Origin of the sequence: Polystyrenella longa, from assembly GCF_007750395.1 — a bacterium.
GTDB lineage: Bacteria > Planctomycetota > Planctomycetia > Planctomycetales > Planctomycetaceae > Polystyrenella > Polystyrenella longa.
The window spans coordinates 5,153,119-5,176,944 of record NZ_CP036281.1 but is presented as its reverse complement, the minus strand read 5'-3'; the positions used below and the strand labels follow the sequence as shown (position 1 = coordinate 5,176,944).

Here is a 23,826-nt window from a genome sequence, read left to right as displayed (position 1 = left end):
TACTTACCATGGAATTATTCCAGGATCACGTTTTAAACGAAACGCGGCGTCAATTCATCGGTCGATCAGCTACCGGTATTGGAACGGCCGCATTGGCCTCGCTGCTGAACCCGGAACTCTTCGCCGAGACGGACTCCTCTTCACAATCGAGCTCTTCGCAATCGGGTTTAACGGGAGTCATGCCCGGGTTTCATCATGCTCCCAAGGCAAAGCGGGTGATTTACCTGTTCATGTCCGGGGCTCCGTCGCAGTTGGACATGTGGGATTACAAACCTGACCTGCACAAAATGTTCGACAAAGACCTGCCCGATTCCATCCGGCAGGGTCAGCGAATCACTACCATGACCTCCGGGCAGTCGCGTCTGCCCATTGCTCCCTCCATGTTTAAATTTAAACAACATGGCAACGCGGGCACTTGGGTCAGCGAACTCTTACCACATACTGCGTCCGTGGTGGATGATTTGGCTCTGGTGAAAACTGTTCATACTGAAGCCATCAACCACGACCCCGCGATTACCTATATTCAAACAGGTTCTCAGCTACCTGGTCGTCCCAGCATGGGAGCGTGGCTCTCTTACGGTTTAGGGAGCATGAATCAGGATCTGCCAGAGTTCGTCGTCCTCAATTCAACCTGGAGTGCTAAACGAGACGCTCAGGCGCTGTACAATCGTTTGTGGGGAGCCGGTTTTCTGCCTTCCAAACACCAAGGGGTCTCTCTTCGTTCCACTGGCGACCCTGTTCTGTATCTGTCTAATCCCCAAGGGGTGAATAGTCAGACTCGTCGCCGTATGCTCGATTCTCTCGCCGCTTTAAACGAGAAGAAGTTCCAGGAAGTCGGCGATCCGGAAATCAATGCTCGTATCTCTCAGTACGAGATGGCGTTCCGCATGCAAAGCTCTGTTCCGGAGCTGGTCGACATCAAAGATGAACCAGCACATATTCTTGATATGTACGGACCGGACGTGCATAAACCAGGAACCTTCGCCTACAACTGTCTGCTTGCACGAAGAATGGCGGAGCGAAATGTGAGATTCACGCAGGTTTTCATTCGCGGGTGGGATCAACACGGCAGCTTGCCGCGGGACATCCGCCTGCAGTGCGGCGATATCGACCAACCTTGCGCAGCGTTAATTAACGACCTCAAGCAACGAGGCATGCTGGATGATACGCTGGTCGTCTGGGGGGGCGAATTCGGGCGAACCGTCTACTCGCAAGGCGCACTTTCCGAAACTAACTACGGACGCGACCATCATCCACGCTGTTACAGCATGTGGATGGCAGGCGCCGGAGTAAAGAGTGGAATTACGTACGGCGAAACAGACGATTTCAGTTACAACGTCGTCGAGAACCCGGTTCACATTCATGATTTGAATGCAACCATCTTAAATCTGTTAGGCATCGATCACGAACGCCTGACCTATCGGTTCCAGGGACGTGATTTTCGACTCACCGACGTTGAAGGCAACTTGGTTAACGGACTATTTTCCTGAGTACGAAAACCTTGGTCATCACCGCGGAGTACGCAGTAATGCCGGTCGTAGAAAAGTAGGAGTCCGCACGCATGGCTTCCAGATCATCCGCTTGATTGACGATATGAATACATCGCGCCATTACAAGCCGAGGGTCTTGAGTGGAGAGCCGCTACGTCAAAACGCAGGCCGTCTTTATTCGTTGAGTTGACTGGTGCCGAAGCCGTGCCTGTTGCACGGCAGGGCATGCTACAGCCCTGTTCAGCTCCATCTCTTTACGAAACAGTCAGTTCGTCGGTTCTACAGCATCATGTGGAGCGTCAGTTTCGCGCTGAATCGCTTCGTAGACTTCTTCCCGATGGACGGTGACGTCTTTGGGAGCATCAATACCTAATCGGACTTTGTCACCACGAATATCAATCACCATTAAGGTGATCTTATCACCGATGATGATTTTTTCGTCCTTTTTACGGCTGAGAACAAGCATTGGCCGGTCCTTGCACTTGCAGTTAGAGAATAGAGTTTAGTTAGATGTCAAACTCTACACCGGAATCAAGTTGGAGTGGCGCTAAACTGAAAAGAAAGCCGTATTGAGGGGGCCGGCTGTAGGGAATCTGTCTATTGATACGGTCGGGTAAATAGGCGACCAAGCTCGTCAGCGCACAGGTGTGAACGGACGGCCTCCGATTATGACAAATAAGGATGAGGTATGGATTTTTCCGAGGCAGCATTCGAACGAAACCAGCGTACTCTTCACTGAACGGGTTTCACTTCGTCGCCGACATGCAACACCTGTTTTTGATTCGAGGAGCTGGCCCTTGAAGTGCCGTCTCTCATCGAGTCCGGTGATAATTCCGATGTTAATATTGTATTCAGAGCGAGTCGGTAATAGTGGTCGAATCTCTCCTTTGCCGCCCAGTCTGGCAGGGATTGTTCCCGGCGGGTCATGAAAGTTTTCGTAAACCCCGCGATCGGTACTCCTGATTGAGGGTCGCGCGTAGGAACGATACATCGAGCACACGGATTGGCTCCTGCGAAAACAACATCGCCAATCGAAAATGGTACTGTCCCGGATGCCGAATACAGTTGATCTTCCCAGAAGGGGGGCGCGTCTTCGATCTCCAGATTCGCTCGGAACCGACGCCAGGTCTCTTCATACGGAAGGCCATCGTACCAACGACACACTTCTTCCACCGACGATTTGCTTAATAACGTGGGGCCGCCCAGTTCGAGATCGTCCGGAAATCCTGTTTCAGGATCTTCCTCTAAAGTGACTGGGTAACCAAAGTATCGGGACAGATAGTTCTCGACCTCGTTTTTGTCTCGAACAAGATCTGCTTGCAGATGACCTGTTTCGGATTGAAGGGAGACCTCCCCATGCGAAAAGTGGGTCAATCTCAGTTGGTGAACTTTGGATTCGCGTTTGCCATTCACGAATTCGCCTTGTTCATTCACAATCGCCCAGCGGCGATCATCTTCCAGAGCCCCTGACGGAAGGACCTGCACTTGATCCTTCCATACAGGATCGAGAGATTTGATGGGATAAACAGCGATCCGACGTAGTCGAGGCATCAATTCAGCCTTCAATTAGCCTGTAGATAGGGGAGCGAGACATTTAATTCCCTCGTATTAACGCGTGTCTTTTCCTTTACCGACACTGTACTCGATTTCATCGAGGTACTTTACGTTGGCGCAGGCGTCCAGTTCATCCGTCTTGCAGGGAGCGGCTTGTTCGATCAAAAAACGAAATGGACCGCCCTGTTCTTCTGAGAGCGGCTGGCCGTCCTGTTGATATTGAATGACACCGACTTCGCGGACCAGGTTCAACGGCAGGCTGGCGGAAAATCCGTCGTGCCTTGCGTGAAGTGTGAGATGGGTCACGTCGTCCGACGGTGGGAAACGCTCCAGTAACAGAGAAAGACGAATACCATCCCCATTGCGTTTGGGAAAGAGTCGGTTTAGATCGCGGATTTGTCCCTCTTCCGGGAGTCGATCCAATTCGCCAGCAGAAAGGTCGACCGCCTGCTTCAAGCTTCCGCAGATTGATAAATGCCTGGACATGATCACCTGTAGCTACGTGTTTGTCTTCATAATCAAGATACGAGGACAAATATTGTATCTACTCATTCATCAGAGCGGTATTGGGGAAAGACCCGTGTATGGAGCTGGAGGTACGCTCAGCGCATAAAATAACTCTCAAGAGGTACCACTAACTTAGATTCGGAATAGGCTGTGAAGCGTTGGGGAACTGTGCAGCAAATGGGTCAGGCTGCAATTCAGCAGGAGTCCGAATGATAAGTTAGTTAGATAATACCTCTTGAGAGTTAGGCTGGGTATCCTGACTGCACTAGGGCAGTTTTATTCGAGTTTAGTTGTTCTGATTGTGTCTCAGAACGGTTTCTTAATATGCAGGTGCCATGCCAGACTTTAATAAAACATTGTTTTTGTTGATAAAAGACGTGAATTAGGCTCGTCGACTGATTGGGCGCCGAAATTAAACCCCTTTTTAGCTGTTTCGGCGCTATCTTCGGCGCTAAGCGGCGCCCAGAAGTTGAAAAGTCAGCGCGCTGATGTATAAAATCAGTCTCGAAGTTCGACACTATCGGCGCTATTTGATTCCTAAACAACATGGCGATCTGCCCTTTGTGTGCATGTTACCTAGACTTTCAGCAGGGAATTTATGTCCCCACAAGATTCAAATCAGTCTTCAACGAGACGTGTATTAATGTCTCTCGCTGGTGGCGCTGTTTTATTGTACGTGGTCGTTGCACTCGGTTATATCGCGACGTCTCCCGATCTGCGTCTACGGTTTCTTCTTCTGGATGACGCTCATCAGGAAGGAATTCAGATTCGGGACATCCAGTTTGAATCGGATGACGCTGTTCCGGAACGTAACTCTCTTAAGTGGGGTGCCAAACCGGAAGAGGGAGACTGGCTACAGAATGTAGACGGGAACCGTATTCGAAATTTCTATGACTACGCTGATGTCATGTCAAAACTATATCATGCAGCTCCCTCGCAGAAAAAACGGTCTCACTATCCTGCGGCACTCGAATCAGAAACGAATGCGGCAGATAGCTCTAATCGACGGACGGTCGAGATTGAGATTTTTCGTGATCAGGATCGCAAAACCATTCTCAAAAGCCAAGTCCAGTTACTTTCGGTTCCGTTCGGCGAACTTCTCACGATGCTTTCATGGATTTTCGTTCAGATAGGTATCTTTGCCATCGCCGCTTTGGCCTCCTGGTATCGACCGTTCGATCGCTCGGCACATCTTTTTTACGCGATGATGATCTGCATGCTGGGGGCGTCAGTAGGGACATTTTATTGGTGGATACTATTTACACGACTCTGGCTACTGGTCCCCTTCGTTGTCTGCGCCGCATTACTGCCCGCAGTCGCATTGCATTTTTTCCTGGTATACCCCCATCCCAAACGGATTATTCGTCGATTGCCTGTCCTGGTGATGGGATGTATCTATACGGTTCCCATTGTTTCAGCCGCCGTTTTGCTTTCGCTTTGGGGATATGGCTTCTGGATTCATTATCAACCGGAAGAGATTGTCACTGCGGTCAGTGTTGTTGATGTGCTTGGAATGGTACGGACAACAATCTATACCTACATCGGAATTTCGACACTTTACTTCCTGGGAATTCTGGCCGCGCTCACTGTTAGCTTTCTGACCACGCGAAACCCTCTTGAGAAACATCAGGTACGCGTCATTCTGATGGTCTGTCTTTGTTCGACCGTCATGCTGGCCATTGCGTTGTGGTTGGCGACATTTGATCGTGAAAAATTCGCGCACGGATGGGCTAGAACACTCAGTTTTGTGGCGAGCATCTTCTTCATGGTGGCGTATTCGCTCAGTATTGTGCGGTACAAACTTAAAGTCATTAATGAAGTCATCAACCGTAGCGCACTCTATTACCTGATGAGTTTTCTACTGACGGTCGGTTTTGGATTGTTAGTCGCGATGATGGGACAGATTATTCAACTGCTCGGTATCTCGATTCGCACCGATCAGATGTTTGCTTTTACCACTGTCCTGCTAGTCCCAATTGTCGCTTCGTTATTGCTACGAGATCGTGTTCAACGGATCATCGACCGACGATTCTTCCGAGAGAAGTATCAGCTTGATAAAGCACTTCGTCGCATGAACCGGATGATGGACCGTGTTGTCGATCCGCATTCGGTGACGGAATTGATGTTAGGCTCAATCGTTGAGGTACTTAACGTCAAAGATGCTTCGCTCTACCTGCGAAACAATACAGGTAGCCCTTTCAAATTAATTGGTTCAGAAGGCACCGAGTTAAGGGCTCTGCAATTTGCACTGGATAAAGATCTGGAAGAGTCTCTCGAACGCGAAGGAAGTGCCCAGCGTATCATGGCGGGAACTCGAAGCGAGATGACGCCGGTGCAGAACCTGTTACGCGAACTGAATGCACACCTGATTCATATGGTCGATCTGGGACGGGACGGTAAGGCGATTGTCGCGTTAGGAAACAAGAAAAACACGGGTGCGTTTACCGCCGAAGACCTGACATTTATTGAAGCCCTGGCGCAGATTTCAAACATCGCACTCCATGGAGCTAAACTGCATCAGGACCTGAGCCGATTGAATGACGACCTGAAGTTAAAGGTAGAGAAGATCTCTTCCCAGGAACGCCAAATCGCAATGATGCAGGCGGAACTGGCGATTAATCGAGAAGACCACAAAATCGCCGCATTGGAAGCGCAACCGGTAGAGAGTTCGTTACAGCGAGATTCCATTATCGGGAATAGCCCTGCTACGATACAGGTACTTCAAACCGTTAAGAAAGTGGCCGACAGTAATTCGTCGGTACTGGTCCTGGGGGAAAGTGGAACTGGTAAAGAACTACTGGCCCGCGTCATTCATGACAACAGTTCTCGTCGCGAAAAACCGATGGTGAGTGTGCATTGTGCCGCCTTGTCTGCCGGTCTATTGGAGAGCGAACTCTTTGGGCATGTTAAAGGGGCCTTCACTGGGGCTCATAAAGACAAGATTGGTCGATTTGAAGCGGCCCATGGGGGGACATTGTTCCTCGACGAGATAGGTGATATTTCACTCGAGGTGCAAATTAAATTGTTACGTGTTCTTCAGGAGCGAAAATTCGAGCCTGTTGGCGGAGCACGTACCGTGGAGGTTGATGTCCGTCTGGTAACGGCAACGCATCAAAACCTTGAAAAACTGATCGAAGAAGGTAAATTCCGCGAGGACCTCTATTACCGTCTGAATGTCATCAGCATTGCGCTTCCTCCGTTGCGGGAACGGATGGAAGATATTTACGAGTTGGCTCTGCACTTCCTGGAAAAATCTCGATCCAAAACAGGCAAGGAAGTGACCGGCTTTGACGAAGCGGCGTTAGGTCAATTGGTCAATTATCCGTGGCCGGGCAACATTCGTGAACTGGAGAACGTGGTCGAACGGGCGGTGGTCATGGCGGATTCCGATAAAATCCAGCTGAAGGATCTGCCTCGTATGCTTCAGGTGCAGACTCCACGAGATGTGATTGATGTGATGCGGACGACACCAAGAAAGCTGGAATACTCTTCTGTAAACGACTCTGCGGATCAGTCCAGCGGGTCCTCGTGGCCTCAGGCCCGAGAAATGGCTGATGAGAATGAACGTGAAATGCTTCAGAATGCCCTCGCTCAAACGGGTGGAAATAAAGCGCAGGCGGCTCGCCTACTCGGTATGCCTCGCAGCACTTTCTACAGTCGGTTGAAGAAATACGAATCCTGATCGATGTGGGGCGGTTGGCCACAGAAAAGAGGGGAATGACTCGTTTCCGGCCTTTCTGCTCAATGGTCAGAAGTCATGCGCAGTAGCCGGGATGCTATCTGATCGTCATAATCGTTGTGACCGATCTATGCTTACTCGGGAGATTGTTCCGACCGAAGTGGGAGACATTGACTCACTCGAGCGGCGAGCTAGCTTTCCATAGCTAATGCTCGCAGCGATTCCACTGAAACCTCAGTTGACCTCTGGGTCAGGGGAATCAATTCGGTTAATTAATCTCTCCCAGGAAAGTGCTGCAAGTTTTCACTTGCTGCCAGGACATTCCCCTCAATGACCAGTCAAGAAACTCAAACGTCATCTGTTGCTTCCGCCGATTCTAATCAAATGGTCTCGCCGGAAATTGCGATCGACCGCACAAACGCGAATGTGGCGGTCCGTCGATCGGGGACTTCTTCTGAACTGGTGACTCTGTTTCACCTCGCCTCACTTAGCGGCGAAAATAGTGAGCAGAAAGAAAGACGTAGATTAGGGATCGGGGATGATAATAAGCCTTCTGAGGGTAATCAGGAAAATCAGGTATCGAAATCTTTGCTTAGTGTCCTCTTATCGGCACTTCGCTCTTACGATCCTTACATCTACTTGCACTCACAACGAGTTGCCCTGATCTCCACGAAAATTGCGAGCAAGTTGGGATGGAATGAAGCCCAGCAACGAGAAATGGAAGTGGCGGCTCTGTTACATGATTTCGGCAAAATCTCAGTACCTCAACATATACTCAACAAGCCAGGTCGTCTGAATCCCATTGAGCGGGAATTGATGAGTCGGCATTTATTCAACGCCAGTTGTCTTCTCCAGGCATTCAAAATTCCACTTTCAATTATCACGATTCTAGTTGAAGCGGAACGGGCCCAGATTATTAAAAAGCTGTTGCAGAACAACTCTCTGTCGAACACCAGCCTCGGTGCTCGCATTCTGACCGTCGCCGACGCCTACGATTCTTTACGCAGCAGCCAGGTTTACCGTTCCGGTAAGTCTCACGCCGATGCAATTCAGATCCTATTCGAGCAATCACCTGCCAGGTTTGATGGCGCTGTCGTTTCCGCACTGCAAAGTTGGGTGGATAAAGATGCGGCTGCCCAGATGATTTATAAGGAAGGGGCGACAAATGAAATTCCAGCGGGCCAGTTGAAGGAAACACGCGAATCAATTCTGGCCGAACGTAATATTCACCAGATCATGCAGTATCTGGCCTCGCTGGATGAGCATTACAGCGGCTTCTATCTGGTCGACCGCAAGATGGACATCGTCATGTGGAGCCAGGGGATGCAGCAGCTTACCGGGAGATCAGCGAATGAAATGATCCATATCGATTGGAATCCAGAGTTGCTGACCTATTACAGCGAGAAACGAAAAAAGATCGGTCTTGAGGATCAGGCATTATTACTAGCCCATTCAAGCAAGAAGTCGGTATTAAGCACTTATTACTTGATGAATGAGAGTGAACTATTGGATGAATTTGAAGTTCAATCGATACCGATCGTGGGCGAAAAAAATCAGATCCTTGGAGTGCTGGAAATTCTCTTTAACCAGAAGACCGTCGAAAAAAGTGGTGGCGATGAGATGCAGCAACTCAAGCTTGCCGCCAGCCGGGATGCTCTGACCAAAATCGCCAACCGAGGCGAACTGGAACGTCAGCTGCAGTCGATGTTTCAGCTTTTCGATAAGAAGGGCAAAAAAGAAATATTCAGCGCCATTTTTCTCGACGTCGACTACTTCAAGTCGATCAACGATTCTCATGGGCATGCCGTTGGGGACCGCGTGTTGATTGATCTTGCCAGGTTACTTGAGGCAGAAACTTATTCTGGTGAAGTTGTGGGCCGATATGGTGGAGAAGAGTTTGTCGTGCTGTGTCCGAATACAGATTTTGAAATGGCCATTCAAAAAGCGAACCGTTTTCGACTTGCCATCGAGCATGCTTCGGTTGGTGGGTTACCCCGTGCCACAGTGACATCCTCTTTCGGTGTAGCGCAAATTGAGACTGGCGACGTTGTTCATGATGTCGTTCGACGAGCCGACAAGGCTCTGTATCAAGCCAAGGAAACCGGCCGGAATCGAGTTTGCTCATTGACTCGGCTGGAGCAGAGCGAGGAAGTGGTCGAAGGTAAGCCGGCCGAAAAAATCTCTGTGAATGCCATGGAGCATATTCAAACGATTACCGCCTGCACCAGCGCGGATATGATCGTTTATAAATTGAAAGCATTTTTGGAAGAGAATCACGCTGTACTGAAAGAAGTCGATTCGGAACAGGTATTAATGAAAGTCGGTCGCTCCGGGATGTTGAGTGGATGGGGGAAATCTCCCGAGCGTCAACCAGTTCAGATGCGACTCGAGTTCGACAGCCAGAGTCGCAAGCAAGGAGGGCATAAAGTCTCCGAGATTCAAGTAACAGTCACCCCAGCGGTGAAGCCTCCCTCTGCAGAAAAATTCCAAATCCGTGCCAGACAGATCATCCGTAGCCTGCGTGCCTATCTGGGAAGTATCTAAGCTCACGATCGCTGGGAAACTCTCGCTAACCGTTAAGGTTTGCCAAGTCGTGTTGATGTACCTGAGTTGCCTGATAGGTCTGAACCGTACCTGACTGAAAAGAATCGACTTCATTCTGTAGGGGGTCGATAACGAGAACAGAGACTTCTGTTGCCTTCACGGAGGAATTGTCGGCAGAGGTTCCCGCGAATTAGGATTTCGAGGATCGACAGTTTGCCGTTGTCCTCATATCCACTAAGCGAATTCGCAGACTGGATCAGCGAGTTTCGAAACAATGTGTGTTTAGCCGTGGCTATGCTTGTTTGGAAACACAAGTTATCAATCCGCTTTCAAGGACGAAACGGTCACTATGAAACGTTCCTCATTCCCTCTATTGGTTGCTGGAATTCTGTCCGGACTTTGTTTCAGCCAATCTGGTTGCCAAACAACGGCACATACCTATTCAACTACGGGCGTGACGATGCAGGGCTGTGATTCCTGTACCGAAGAGCAACAGTGTGCCACCTTTGACAGCTGTTGTCTGCCCGGGATGGATGGAGCGGCCAGACGCCTGGCGGGAAAAACGCTTGATGAACTTGGTCGGGCGACCCAATGTGAGTTCTCCGGTCATTATGAAGACGGATTTGAACAAGCTTTTGATGACATCGCAGAAGGTGGCAAAGGGGTACTTCCTCCCGCACCTCCCTCTAAATACTGGGCCGAGAAATACCGTTGTCCGGAAGGGGCCGCGAAAGTCGAAGAGTGGTATTCAGGATATCATGCGGGCGTTCAGCATGCTTACATGCGTGGTGTTCAACATTGCAACTATGTACGCAGCCGACAGGACTTCATCCGTAGCACACTCGATTGCGGATGTGACAATGTCTGTGCCAGTGGAGCAGGTGTCACTTTCGTCGGCGATCAATGCCAACGATGTCAACTCCCTGTTGAACATGAGATTTGCAACATCCAATCCAACTGCTGCCGACAGCCGGGCTGTGATTTAATTGCCCCCAACTGCAGTACTCTGCCCGGGACCAGTTTAGCCCAACCAGCGGAAAATTCTCCGAGGACAGCACCGAGCCCACTGTCAGTTCCTGCTCCTGCTCCCGGCACAAGCACGAAACCGACTACCATTCCTCCTGCCGCTCCTCCGGCATCACCGCAGCCAGTACCGGCAGAACGTCCAAATGGACCTGCCGCACAAAGATTTGCTCCACACCAACAACTCGGCTATGAAGTCGAGCAGGGAGGAAAGCTCGCTGGGATCCAGCCTCTTTCGGGAACCAGCCCCTCGTTTGGGCACGGTTCATCCGCAGGGCAGAACATTCCCGTTCAAGGTCGTCCATTAAGCTGGGGAGCTGAGCAGGGCGGTAACTCCGCGTCCTCCGGTCGCATCGACAGTTGGCTTTTTAAGTAACGAGCCGAAGGATAATAAAAAATGGCCGGCTTTTTTCGTCGCTGATTAAATCGACGTTAGAAAAAGACGGCCATTTTTTTATTTACTGTCGAAGTTGAAGAAACCATCATCGTTATTGTTCGTATTCGCCGGTGCCGCGCTGTCTGCAGGTGGTGCAATAGGTTTGGCTGAGCTGTTCGTTGAAGGGGGATCGTTCCCCTCAGGCACAGGCTTTTCAGCCGGTTTCTCGCTTTGCGAGTCGGGTTCAAGCAGTCCGCCTTCTTTTTGCTCGGAAGCGTTGGGTGCCATTTTGGGATCGATTGGCTGCTCTTCCTGATTGCGATAGAAGACGGGGAAATCTGAACCTTCTTCGTGAATGGAGACGACCAGTCCTGACTTGGTAGCGACGTAGAGGCGGTCTGTCATTTCATTCTGATATCGCAGTGAAAAATCTCTTAAAGGTAAACGGCCCAGGGTTTCGCCGGTATTTCTGTCAATCAATAAAATATTATCCAAGGCATCTTCGGCAATAACGAAGGACTCGGTTAACGTGAGGAAACGAACCGCTTCCCGGTTCTGCCAGAAACGCTGGCCCGTATCGGCGTGCAGCATCATCAGTCCTTTGCGAACAGGGACTGCGAACAGGTTATCTTTCACAACAATCATTCGCTGCAGGACGGGTTGGGTAAGTACTCGTTGCCAGAGAGTTTCGCCGTTTCGCTCATTCAGACAGAAGATTCGCTTGTCGCGACGCAAGCTGGGATCTGCGACAGACATATAGATTTGTCGGCCACGGGTACTGAGCGGCGCGACGACGGGGGAGTCCCCTTCGAAATGCAGGTACTGTTTTTTGTCGCTCCGGGCAAGCGCATACATCGTACCATCGTCACTGACGAATAGAATTTCTTCTTCAATTCGCACCGGAGCAAAGAGAACCTCGTCCGCCGATCGGTAACGCCAGTTGATGGTATCGAATGAAGATCGCGGAAGCTCACCACGTTTAGCAAAGTCTTCCGTGCGCTCCAGATCGACTGCGTAGAACATTCCCGTAACGTCGCCGAAGTAAATTTGCTTCTCGTCGACGAGGATTTGAGAAGTGACAGCCCCGGGTAACCGGAGCATCCATTTTTCGTTGCCACTGAACTTTTCCAAAGCGACCAAGTGAACGCCACTAATGAAGTAGGCAGTTTCGCTGTCACTAACCATGGGGCTCATGAACTGGATCTGGTCACCAAATTTGTAATACCAGAGACGTTTGCCGGTCTGAAGATCGAGAGCGGTGATATTCCCCATTTTGGTCTGCACATACATCAATGCATCGTCAATCGCGATGTGGAGGACTTCATCACCGAGGGGATCGACGACTGCCTGGCCCCAACCGCCTCTTTCGAGTGCGTACCGGGAGAGTAGTGCTTTATTGGGCAAAATCGCCGATTTGTTATGATTCGTCATCTGGGCAGATGCCGTATCGACAAAAAATAACGAGCTCAGGCAACAGATAGTCAGGAACGTTCGTGTCAGCATAAGAAACCTCTGGGATTTCGATTGGGTCGAAGACGATGTTACTAACAGCAAGTCGTCTCGAATTTGATCTTATGGATTCTGAACAGAACTCCTTTCTGTACAGTCGCATGGGGTGGTGTGCAATAAAATAGAGCCTCTCACTGGTGTGAGGCAGTGAAGCAATTCACTTGCGTATGCTACCAGTTCTGCTCATGTTGCCTGTTTTGTTTTCTATCTTACAGGCATCAAATAAGTCGAGGCCAGAGGGGGAAATCCTGTTTTTCGGCTCCCTAGATCAATCATGACCGTTTTTCCAACGAAAAACAGCTGAAAAATGCACCGATTACAGACAGTTATTGAATTCGACCGAGCCCATGCCCTAAAATTTGAAGAGTCGTTATCTATTAACTTTCAAACTGAATGTACTAATGAATAGTTATTGCCGTTTACCTGCGAAATCCATCATTCTGGGTCTGGGGATCAGTCTGGCAATTGTCCAGTCCGGTTATGCCGATCACCTGGTCCTGAGTAACGGGGGAGTGGTACGCGGTCTGTTAGAAGAACAGGAGACGGAAACGAGCGTCGAAGATCCCGAGCTCTTTCAGATACGGACCCTGTCAGGCAACCTGGTCTCGTTCTCCTCTGTTGATATTGAGGACACGATATATCAGCCCGTCGTTGTTGAAGAGTACGAAGTCAAAGTGGCGAATACCCCCCAGACCGTTGAGGATCTCTGGCAATTAGCAGAGTGGTGCCGGAAGCAGGAGTTATACCCTCAATGGAAAACTCAGCTGGAAGAGGTCCTCAAACTTGATTCAAGCCATATCGGTGCTCAGCAAATGCTGACGAAGGCCGATATTTCTGCACGAAAACAGGAGCGGGAAGAATTGATGAAATCTCGCGGTATGGTGAAGTACCGGGGAAAATTCATTACGGAACGCGAAAAAGAATTGATTGATGAACTGGCCGAAGAACGCGAACGACGTGAAGTCTGGTGGAAGAAAGCGAAACTGTGGCACGGTTGGCTAAACCATCGATCTCCGACTTATCAACAGAAGGGGATCGCCGCTTTTCGTTCAATTAATTCTGTCGATGCTTTGCCCGCGTTGGAAAAATATCTGCAACAGGAAAACGGAGAAGACTTCAGGTTACTCTTGGTTGAAGTCCTGCCCAAAATCGATGATGACCGGGCCGTTTTGAAATTAATTGAGCTTTCATTACTTGATTCCAGTTTGCAGGTACGCAAAAACGCGTTTAACAGTTTACCTCCCGAAAAGCTGGAATTCGTCACGGCTCAATATGTTCGACAGTTGAATCATCCAGAGAATCAGGTCGTTCGTCGATCTGGCGATTTTCTGGGAGAGATTGGTGATATACGCGTCGTTCCTTATTTGATCGACGCGTTAATCACGACGCATACCTATCAGGTTTCTGTACCGATTCCCCGACAAACCTATTCGACGGGAAGAACCAGTCCACTGTTGCCACCCGAGATCGAGTATCAACTGAGAACGGGTCAATTACCTTACGGGGTGATTGTCGATAATTCCAACAATAACAGCATTCAGCCTCCACCGCAGACGAAGCTTGTCGATGTCAAACGGGATAAGCAGAACCCGGAAGTACTCGCGGCGCTCAAAACGTTGACCGATCAGAATTTTCAGTACAACGAAGTTCAGTGGCGTAGCTGGTGGGATTCCGTACGGGATGGCAAAGCTCCGGCACCCACGAATCAGAATAGCTGATTCCATCTTCCCTATCGCTGTTCGTCCCATTTCTCTTTGCGGACTTACTTCTGTTTGCGATAGTCGAGCGGCGGTTTCTGGCCAGGTTGCATCAGCGTTTTGTAACCTTGGCGGGCGGTTCGCTCTTTGAACTCCTGTTGAGCCGTCGCGATGAGTTCCGGATTCTTGTATATCTCCCATGCAGAGGCCGCTAAAGTCTTCATCGCTAAAGTCATTCCTTTACGGGCGATGCTTGTGCCGCCGCATGCCGTTGCCTGCCAGGAATGAGCAGGTGTACCAGGAACCCAGCAGGCGGTGTTAAACCCTGCTGTAGGAACGATCCACGAAACATCTCCTACGTCGGTGGACCCATTTCCAGTGATTCCGTCGAGATTATAAACTTCCCGAATATCAGTGATGGGCTGTTTATTAAGAAGTGTCTCTTGCAGTTTCGCGGCGAACAGCTGTTCTTCGTCGTTGTATTTCAGGTCGTTCAGTTTCGTCAGATTTTTCTCAATGACTTCAGAGAGCGTCAAGTTGGGTAAGAGATTGAGAATGCCTCCCTCATGTAATACTGTCAGTTTGGTTTCCGTCGCTAGCGCCCCCGCTTCGGCACATAACAATAATCGTTCATACAGTTTCTGAACGACTTCCGCGTCGGCGTGCCGAACGTAGTAATAGACCTCGGCGACCTCCGGAACGACATTTGGGGCTTGGCCTCCATTGGTGATGACATAATGGATGCGGGCAGAATCGGGAATGTGTTCCCGTAGTAATTCTGCCGCATGATTTGTCAAAGCAACGGCGTCGAGTGCAGATCGGCCTTCTTCAGGGGCGCCTGCGGCGTGGGCGGCAGCACCATTAAATTGAAATCGGACGGCAATCCGCGCCAGTGAGGAACGGGCACCAGCCGCGTTCCGATTGCTCGGGTGCCAGTGCAGGACAGCATCACAATCCTGGAACAATCCTGCCTGAACCAGAAATGCTTTTGCTGCACCTCCTTCTTCGGCAGGGCATCCATAGAAACGAATTGTGCCTTGCAAATTTCCCTGCTTCATCTCATTAGCAATCGCGATAGCCGCACCTGCTGAAGCCGTTCCGAATAGATGATGTCCACAACCATGTCCGTAGCTCTGAATGTTTTCAGCAGAGCGATAAGGAACAGGATCTTGTGCCAGACCCGGTAACGCATCAAATTCACCCAGAATGGCGATGATGGGTTTCCCTGAACCATATTCGGCCAGGAAGGCAGTAGGGATTTCTGCCAGTTGAGGCGTGACTTGAAACTCTGCAGTGGTGAGTAGTTCTTGAAGTCTCGCAGTTGATTTCGTTTCCTGATAACCCGGTTCTGCCCATTTCCAGATGTCGAGCGCGGTCTGCCACAGCTCTGCTTCTTGCGCTTCGATAGTCGCGAACAGCTGGTGTTCTGGAGGAGGAGCAACAATCTCTTCCACGGATGTGTTCGTAGTTTTTTTCTTATCTGAAACGCTGTCCAGATCGTCCGCCAATAACAAGGGCAGACTGCCTACACCCAAGATTCCCAATATCGACAGGGTACAACACACCCTTAAGACGCCTGTGGGAGCAGACCGCTGGCGTGGGCAATCGAACAGGATGTATTTAACGGGATTAAACATGTTTTCCCATAAGTTGGGGGAAGGCTCATTCAGCTTGTCTCAAACTCATGGAACAGATCCGAAACGTCGCGAAAATCCGCTGCTTGTTTAGACATCGGAACGACGTTGCTTGATCTCATGTAGAGAACAAAGTGAACAAGGCTGGTGAATATTATGTATAGGATGCCTGATGATGAGGCTAAATACGAGGTGTTTTTCTTTCTCTTACGAAGGGAATTTAATTCTTTTTAGCGACTCATTGGGCTCTTCGCCCGTTAGGTAGGCAACTCACGCACAACATCTGCGCATTCCGTTGACGGCGCTGCATAGTTTCTAAGCAATCGATGATTAACCAATTAAACATGGATCCTTCATTATTAGAAAGAATCAGGCAGAAAACCCCTTGTCCTGTGGTTCGGAACACAAAAACGAGGAACAAATTGAGTCTTCGGGCACGGTTCTTGCTTTTTGCATAAGCAGCTCTATTTAGCTGGGTGATTTTCCCTGGAACCAATTTCCTGAACGTCGAGACGATTCAGGCAATTGATTTCAAGGAACTGGCGTCGCAATTTTCCCTACGAAGGCGCGCTCGAAGATTCTGAAGTTACCTGCCGCGTCGGTAACTTTTCAGACTGGAACGTTCGCCGCACAACCTGCCGCTTCCTGAGCTCATCGTACTTATTCATCAATAGTCGCACTTGTTAACTTTCGACCTCTTTCATACTCGAACAAACCCCGTCGATTTCCATTTTGATGGTAGCTGTTTCGAAGATGTCCATGTGGGTTGATTGCAATGCAGAGGGAAAACAATGATTAAAAACTGCGCTTTCATTGCGCTCCTACTTGGAACGCTCCTGGTTTTGCCCGCAATGACGAGCACGTCAATTGCGTACGCACAAGACGAAACAGCCGAGACGGAAGCTCCGGCAGAAACTCCCACGGAAGAAGCCGAAGAAGAAGCATTACCTACTCCCAGTACCGAGATTCAGTACGCCTTCGACAACTTCGTGTTGTTCCTATGTGCGGTGATGGTTTTCCTGATGCAAGCAGGATTCGCCATGGTCGAATCAGGTTTCAACTCTTCCAAAAACAGTGTCAACATTCTGTTTAAAAACTCAATGGACGTATGCGTCGGCGTGCTGTTGTACTGGTTCGTTGGCTACGGCATTATGTATCCTGGTGACTTCAACGGTTACTTCGGTTTCGCTGGAGTTGGCGTTGCTGAAACAACTACCGATGCCGGAGCGGGAAACCTCAACCCACAGGTTGACTTCTTCTTCCAAGCCGTCTTCGCCGCTACAGCCGCTACCATCGTTTCTGGTGCTGTTGCTGGTCGTATGAAATTCAATGGATACATTGTCTACAGTGCACTTCTGACCGCTTTCATCTACCCTCTCAGCGGTAGCTGGAAATGGGGTGGTGGATGGTTAGACGCGATGGGATTCTATGACTTCGCTGGTTCCATTGTGGTTCACGCCGTCGGTGGATTCGCCGGTCTGGCTGCAGCAATTGTCCTCGGACCACGCTTGGGTAAATATGGAGCGGACGGAAAACCGCAACCCATGCCCGGTCACAGTTTGCCATTGGCCGCGCTGGGTGTCTTCATCCTGTGGTTCGGCTGGTACGGTTTTAATCCTGGTAGTCAGCTCGCGTTCTCTGACAAAGCGAACATTGATGCGACCATGTTGATTGCGACAAATACAACTCTGGCTGCTGCCGCAGGTGGTCTTGCTGCGACAATCCTTTCCTGGATCATGTTCAGCAAACCAGACCTGTCGATGGCTCTCAACGGTATTCTTGCCGGACTCGTCGGAATTACCGCTAACTGTGACAGCGTCACGAACGTAGAAGGAATGATTATCGGTGCTGTCGCCGGTGTCATCGTAGTCCTCGCCATTGTGGCACTCGATAAGTTACGCATCGACGATCCCGTCGGTGCCTTCCCTGTCCACGGGGCCTGTGGTGTCTGGGGTGGTATCGCCACTGGAATCTTCGGCGACTACGATCTGGGAGTTCAAGTCCTGGGATCTGTCGTTATCCCGGTCTACGCTTTTCTCAGCATGTTGGTGCTCTTCCTCATCCTGAAAGCGATCGGAATGCTCCGCGTCTCACCGGAAGAAGAAGAAAAAGGTCTGGACATTTCCGAACACGGAATGTCTGCCTACACCCACTAAATGCTGAAGTCAATTTTCTGTGACTCGACCGAGGCACCCACTGTCCCGGTCGGGTTCTCAGAAATCAGGTTGGAAAATCAGCCAATCAAAAACTAAAGCCCAATCAAAACTAAAGAGTGTGAAAAGATCTATTTTTTTGATAGGACCTTTTGAAGACTGAAAACCACTGAAGTAGCAAACGTCTTCCTCGTCACCTGGATGAGGAAGGCGTTTGTTATTTTGCGTTCTGGGAGACAACCTAATAAAATAGAATCCAGTATTGATGACAGTCATCCACCACGACTGGAAAACTCTCCAAACAGGAATGCACAGGATATGGAATTGTATTACGCGGGGATGCTCGATTCCTCAGCAGACACCGCTGGCTTTAACTTGAAGAAGATAAGCGATCGACCTCTCCATTCGTGGAGCCTGGACGATGTGCGGGAGGCGATAGCACAGGCATCGTCGCCAGTCCTGGGATTTGCCGATGGGAATCGTTGTCCCACTATTGCGGCGTGGGAAACAGCGACAGCGACAGTTCAAAGAGGTGAATGCGAGGCGGTGGTCCTCTACCCAGCGGAAGGCTTGCTGTCTGAAATCTGGCAGTCTGCTCCCATTCAAGTTGCCTGCCTGGCTATTGCCCCGACCCAAATGGGAGCTGTCGCTATTTCCCATGATGCTTTGTCGCGTCTGCTTGAGGAACTGCAAAGCGAAGAGGTTAAGGATCCCCTCTGGGCCATTCTGTCGCAATTGGCGAAAAATCAAAAGCTGACCAGTCTCTCTGAAGGAGCACCTTGCAAGATCAATGACTTGGATTTACCCAAGCTCGCGCCGGCAGAGCCCGGCCGTCGGTTTCACTGGTTGCGGGACGCCATACAAGAGCTTACCGCTGACAAGAAGTTGGGAGACACGCAGCAGCGTATAGAACTAAGTGCGGCTCTCTTTCAACTACACGGATTTCTGAACGCCAGCCATGAAGCATCGCAGTCATGGGAAGGAGAAGCCATTGCCGATCACTGGCATGCAATCATGCATCGCCGTGAACCTGACTATGGAAATGCGAAATACTGGTGCCGCCGTGTGGGGCAGTCAGATATCTTTCCAGAATTGAACGATTACGCCGTCCGTCTGCAACAGGAGATGGCTACCAAGGCCACTCGGGAAGACATTGGATCCGGTCAGTACGCTGGGCAACATTGGGATGCCTTCGGCTTTGTCGATTTCTGCGCAGAAAATGCCGGCAATGTAGAGAGCAACGCTGCGCAACTGGCTCGTCAAATTCAATACGTGGAAATGTTGTTACTACTGAAACAATCGCTTTGACGGTCCACTACTGGTTCATGATGGGACGACCTACTGGGGCAGGAGGTGGTTGTTGCCATTCCCATTCGGGGGTGTAGGTGACATCCAGATAAGGTGTTTCAATCACTTTTCCGCCGGCAACTTTCGATTGCAGTAGGGCGTCGAGTGTGCCACTGACAAGTAGTGTACGTTCGACATTCCAGGTCGGTTTGCCGGTGTGGAACATTTTCTCGGCTCCTTTCAACAAGTAAGTGAAATGCATGAACGGTCGGGCTTCCTGTGTCCAGAAGGCAGTCGATGTTGATTCATCGGTTTCGGCGTTTCGCCAGGCAACCGTCCACTCACTTACGGAACCATCCAAAGTCAGAATACTTGCTTTTAATCCATCATTATAATTGATGATAAACAAAACCGGTGTTTCTGTTTGTGCTTTAACATCATCGATCGTGGGTGGCGGACGTTTGGTGAGACGTCCCAGACATTCTTCCAGAAGTTTTCGGTCGAAGACACCTTGCTCCATCGCTTCCCAGACAGCATCTCCTTCAAGGCACTGCACAGATTTGACTCCCGTTTCACCCCCAGCTCTACGATCGATGAGACAGTGCACCATTTCGACTGCATGAAAACCATATGCGTCCAGAGAGCTGTACGATGTGGCCACGACTTCTTTGATCTGCTCTCCTCGTTTAGTATTCGCTTCTGGAATTCGCCAAAGCACTGGTAAGGACGATCCAGCCATGTAGGGAATGTTCAACTCACGGATACCGGTCATGATTTTCTGAGCATCTTCCCAGTTATCCGAAATATGTTTGTCGTGAAAAACTGGGACGACGTGGCCTGTCTTGCGAAAGACAGCTTCGATCTCTTTAAAAAGACGCAGTTTGGGGTACATTATCTGCCCGGTTGCGGACATCTCGTATTGGCCATGTTCGGCCACCAGCAGAATTCCATCGACGGCCAGTTTATCCGTGCCCATTGTCAGGGCTTCTTCGATTGTATCGTAGACTGGAACATGATGTTCTTTGGCCAGTTTCCGGCTAAGGTCGTTTTCAGGAATCTGGTCGGTCCAAAGCGACACCAGATCCAGTTTTGGTTTCGTTCCTTTTCCGTCCAGCGTATTCGTCTGCATTAACCGACTGACGATGACATCGGCATGCGAATTCTGTCGGTACTCCGTGACGATCGCTGCGATCCGGGGATAAGCTTGGCTTGTTTCCTGTTTTGTTGCAGGAGCATTCGTTTCTTCTGCTAAGCATTCTGGTAATGTGTTTGATAGACCTGCAATACAGAGACAGAGCAGAAAATTCGCCGAAAAGCGTAAGGAGTTCGTCACAGTGGTAAAGCTCCAGAAGAAATCGCAAGGATGAGTTCAAAGATCGTTTCGAGCGTGATAACCTGAGTTTTATTGTGGCACATCCGGTAATCATTGAAAACCGACCGATTTGTAAAATAGATCACCGACAGAGATATTCCCTTTCGTCTAAAATAGAGGGGATTGAGAAATTTCAATTTCCCGGACAAGATGAAATCTCGGGCTTTTAACAGATATTGAACAGGACCTTATTGATGCGAAACCTTATCTCTCCATTTCTAATGCTCTCCCTCTTGCTGATCGGTTCCCTATCAGTATTTGAAGTCCATGCCGAAGAAAAGGTCGTTGATAAATCAGAGTTCATCTCCGGAATACCAGTCGATGAACCCATCGATACCTTTAACGTGCTTGCTGTTACCGGGAAGTCCAAAGGGCGTACGCTATGTTATGCCTGTCAGTTTGGTGGCAAGCCGGTCATCGCCGTATTCTTTAAATCATTGGATGAACCGGTATTGGAATTATTGGAAGGCGTAAACGAAACGGCCCATAGTTTTGAAAACAAGAAGCTGCGTGCCTTTGGAATCTATCTTACGGACGATCCAGAAGCAGCACAGGCGGAACTGGAGCAGGTTGCTGCAGATCGCAACTGGGACAATCTTCCGTTGACGGTTTACGATGGTGAAGCGGGACCGGCGAATTATGAGATCAAAGAAGGAGCGGAAGTAAACGTGCTGATGTGGGTGAAAGCACGCGTTAAAGCGAACCATGCCTATCAGTTGGCGAGTGACCTAACTGCAGAAGAGCGAGCAATTATCCTGCAAAATACAGAAAAAATTCTTCCCTGATGCTGACGTCAAACTCTTCAAGGTTACCCTGACCTGAGAAGCTGTAACGGTTATACCAGTTGCCCGCTGGTTTCGACGGGGAAAGCTTGCTGCTAACTTCCCAGTCTGCCAGTTCGGTACAAGCGTACGTGTCGCAGGATGCCTGCACCACCACTGATTTCGCGTCGATACCTGAGGAACGCACGTTGGTGAATTCGACTAGAGATCCTCTCTAAGCCCAGCGATCATGCGGTTTCCGGTCTCCGCTGTCAGGGACGACGCGACAAATGTGTGGCATACTGGGGTTGGTCGCGGCACCGGGTAAAACGGTGGCGATTGATCTGACAACATTAAATCGCATGCGAGACAGTATGACTGTTCGCGGTCCGGACGATGCCGGAAGCTATTTCAAACGAAATATCGCATTCGGCCACCGGCGTCTGGCGATACGTGATCGTGACGGCGGCACACAACCTTGGGTAGACGACCAGGAACAACAAGTCCTTGTTTACAATGGCGAGATCTACAACGACGGCGACCTTCGTAAAGAACTCGAAGCGGTCGGGCATCAATTCTATACTCGCTGCGATACCGAAGTTCTGGCTCATGCTTATCAGGAGTGGGGTGTTGAGACGCTGGCGAAACTGAACGGTGATTTTGCGTTTGGTTTGTATGACTTCACTAAAGACGAACTGTTGCTCGCCCGCGACCGATGTGGTGTGAAACCGTTGTTCTTCACGCAGATCGAAGGTTCTCTGCTCTTTGCCAGTTCGATTGCCGCAATCGTCGCTCATCCCCGTTTCAGTGCTGAACCGAATCCGGTTGCACTCAGTCATTATCTGACGACCTTCCGACTGACTCTCGGCAGGGAGACTATGTACAAAGGGATCTGGCAGTTAATGCCAGGTGAGTATCTGCAATTCGATGGGGAACGAGTGCGAATTGAATCGTACTGGGATTATCCCCTGCAAGAACAATCGTCGATGCGATACCTCGATGCCGTTGATGAACTGGAAGAACTGCTCGATCTGGCCATCAGTGACCGACTGGTGAGCGATGTTCCGGTTGGGCTGTTTCTCAGTGGCGGTGTCGATTCCAGTACGCTTGCCTGTATGCTTCATCGGCAGGGGGGTAAATCGATGCGAAGCGAATGTGGTGGTTCGCTCGACCCTCAAACGGAAGACTTTCAATACGCGCGTCAATGTGCTGACTTCGTCGGGTTTGAACATGGTGAAGTGAAAGTGTCGGCAGACGATTACTTGCGTGATTGGGAATACCTGATTGGCGAACAGGGCCTGCCTCTTTCTACACCCACAGACGTGATTATCTACCGACTCGCCCGCGAGTTGAAAAAATCAGTGGGAGTCGCATTGGGGGGCGAAGGGGCTGATGAGCTGTTTTGTGGATACGCCACACAGCATTGGTCTGCTAACGACTTCGTCCGTGCCAACCGGTTACAGCAGAATACGAACGACATTCATGCACCCAACTCGTCTAACTTCCTGCAAAGTATGCAGCGGCAATACGGACGTGTAGAGTTTCAGTCCGAGACCGATCATTACCTCGCACTCAACAGCTTGATTCCCATGCAGGTGAAGCCCGCTTTATTGCAACCCGACATCTGGCAGGCAGCGGCACAGGATCAGGTGATGGTCGATCATTATCATGGTCAGTTAGAACAGTGGGGTGACTTGCCCACGCGTCGCAAGTACGCCATGTTGCTCCATCGTGTTAATCTGGAATCACTTCTCTATCGGTTGGACTCGGCTACCATGCAGGCCAGCCTCGAGGCCAGGGTTCCCTTTACAGATGTCCGACTGCTGGAGCAGGGGTTCCGGGTTCCGCAGCGATATAAAATTGATGTCGCTCATGGAAAGAAAATTCCGCATCTCGCTTCGGCTGAACTCGATCAGCAAAACTATCTGCAATCCAAACGAATTCTGAGAACGGTCGCCGGCCGCATGATGCCAGCGGAACTAGCCGAACGGAGGAAAGCGTCATTTCCCACGTCGGTACAAAGTTGGTTGGGAGGGCCTTGGGCGAAGTGGGCTGGACAGAAACTGCTGCAGAGCCCCTTTGCTAATGAACTGTTTCAACCTTCTGCCCTTGCGGAAATCAGCGCGCAACCTCAACAAGTCGGAATGTGGTTATGGCCGATGTTGAATCTCTCCATGTGGGGCGACAAACATCTGGCTTAGAAGCTATGATGGTTATCGTATCTTTTTATCGCTCCACTG

General features: G+C 50.1%; 15 protein-coding genes. 9 read left to right on the top strand and 6 right to left on the bottom strand.

Annotation, left to right across the window (positions count from 1 at the left end; translation table 11 throughout):
* The first annotated feature begins 8 nt into the window (after window positions 1-8).
* Window positions 9-1,490, top strand: a complete 1,482-nt coding sequence (locus Pla110_RS19160) for a DUF1501 domain-containing protein (protein ID WP_144998199.1) — start codon at window positions 9-11, stop codon at window positions 1,488-1,490.
* Window positions 1,491-1,755: 265 nt separating this feature from the next.
* Here the strand turns inward: Pla110_RS19160 and csrA are convergent, their stop codons facing one another.
* From csrA to Pla110_RS19145, 3 genes are all read right to left on the bottom strand, one after another.
* Window positions 1,756-1,956 carry a carbon storage regulator CsrA gene (gene csrA, locus Pla110_RS19155; RefSeq protein ID WP_144998197.1) on the bottom strand — a complete coding sequence of 67 codons (201 nt, stop codon included), beginning with the start codon at window positions 1,954-1,956 and terminating at the stop codon, window positions 1,756-1,758.
* Between the two features lie 266 nt (window positions 1,957-2,222).
* Window positions 2,223-3,041, bottom strand: a complete 819-nt coding sequence (locus Pla110_RS19150; protein ID WP_197440302.1) for an MOSC domain-containing protein — start codon at window positions 3,039-3,041, stop codon at window positions 2,223-2,225.
* A gap of 57 nt (window positions 3,042-3,098) precedes the next feature.
* Complete coding sequence (locus Pla110_RS19145) at window positions 3,099-3,530, bottom strand: molybdopterin-dependent oxidoreductase (RefSeq protein WP_144998193.1); 432 nt, start codon at window positions 3,528-3,530, stop codon at window positions 3,099-3,101.
* 664 nt (window positions 3,531-4,194) lie between these two features.
* Here Pla110_RS19145 and Pla110_RS19140 point away from each other — a divergent pair.
* The 3 genes from Pla110_RS19140 (at window position 4,195) to Pla110_RS19130 (ending at window position 11,173) form a co-directional block, all read left to right on the top strand.
* A complete protein-coding gene (locus Pla110_RS19140) occupies window positions 4,195-7,233 on the top strand; it encodes a sigma 54-interacting transcriptional regulator (protein ID WP_197440301.1) in 3,039 nt (1,012 codons plus the stop codon).
* Window positions 7,234-7,560: 327 nt separating this feature from the next.
* A complete protein-coding gene (locus tag Pla110_RS19135; RefSeq protein WP_144998189.1) occupies window positions 7,561-9,774 on the top strand; it encodes a diguanylate cyclase in 2,214 nt (737 codons plus the stop codon).
* A 349-nt stretch (window positions 9,775-10,123) separates the two neighbouring features.
* Window positions 10,124-11,173 carry a hypothetical protein gene (locus Pla110_RS19130; protein ID WP_144998187.1) on the top strand — a complete coding sequence of 350 codons (1,050 nt, stop codon included), beginning with the start codon at window positions 10,124-10,126 and terminating at the stop codon, window positions 11,171-11,173.
* Between the two features lie 78 nt (window positions 11,174-11,251).
* Here the strand turns inward: Pla110_RS19130 and Pla110_RS19125 are convergent, their stop codons facing one another.
* Window positions 11,252-12,676, bottom strand: coding sequence for an outer membrane protein assembly factor BamB family protein (locus Pla110_RS19125; RefSeq protein WP_144998185.1), 1,425 nt, complete (start codon window positions 12,674-12,676; stop codon window positions 11,252-11,254).
* A 407-nt stretch (window positions 12,677-13,083) separates the two neighbouring features.
* On the opposite strand from Pla110_RS19125, the gene Pla110_RS19120 reads away from it, so the two are divergent.
* Window positions 13,084-14,400, top strand: a complete 1,317-nt coding sequence (locus Pla110_RS19120) for a HEAT repeat domain-containing protein (protein ID WP_144998183.1) — start codon at window positions 13,084-13,086, stop codon at window positions 14,398-14,400.
* A gap of 44 nt (window positions 14,401-14,444) precedes the next feature.
* On the opposite strand, the gene Pla110_RS19115 is transcribed toward Pla110_RS19120, so the two are convergent.
* Window positions 14,445-16,016: an amidohydrolase gene (locus Pla110_RS19115; RefSeq protein WP_144998181.1), complete on the bottom strand. Its 1,572-nt coding sequence runs from the start codon at window positions 16,014-16,016 to the stop codon at window positions 14,445-14,447.
* Window positions 16,017-16,864: 848 nt separating this feature from the next.
* Between Pla110_RS19115 and Pla110_RS19110 the strand changes: the two genes are divergently transcribed.
* On the top strand, window positions 16,865-18,169 hold the full coding sequence (locus tag Pla110_RS19110) for an ammonium transporter (RefSeq protein WP_144998179.1): 1,305 nt from the start codon (window positions 16,865-16,867) through the stop codon (window positions 18,167-18,169).
* A 315-nt stretch (window positions 18,170-18,484) separates the two neighbouring features.
* The gene (locus Pla110_RS19105) at window positions 18,485-19,474 is read left to right on the top strand and encodes a hypothetical protein (RefSeq protein WP_144998177.1); all 990 of its coding nucleotides are present in this window, start codon (window positions 18,485-18,487) and stop codon (window positions 19,472-19,474) included.
* A 7-nt stretch (window positions 19,475-19,481) separates the two neighbouring features.
* Here Pla110_RS19105 and Pla110_RS19100 read toward each other — a convergent pair whose 3' ends face one another.
* The gene (locus Pla110_RS19100; protein ID WP_144998175.1) at window positions 19,482-20,786 is read right to left on the bottom strand and encodes a hypothetical protein; all 1,305 of its coding nucleotides are present in this window, start codon (window positions 20,784-20,786) and stop codon (window positions 19,482-19,484) included.
* Window positions 20,787-21,019: 233 nt separating this feature from the next.
* On the opposite strand from Pla110_RS19100, the gene Pla110_RS19095 reads away from it, so the two are divergent.
* Both Pla110_RS19095 and asnB read left to right on the top strand, forming a co-directional pair.
* Entirely contained in the window at window positions 21,020-21,610 is a 591-nt protein-coding gene (locus Pla110_RS19095; RefSeq protein ID WP_144998173.1) for a hypothetical protein, read from the top strand.
* 266 nt (window positions 21,611-21,876) lie between these two features.
* Window positions 21,877-23,787 (top strand): asparagine synthase (glutamine-hydrolyzing), encoded by a 1,911-nt coding sequence (asnB, locus tag Pla110_RS19090; protein WP_144998171.1) that lies wholly within the window; start codon window positions 21,877-21,879, stop codon window positions 23,785-23,787.
* The last annotated feature ends 39 nt before the right edge of the window (window positions 23,788-23,826 follow it).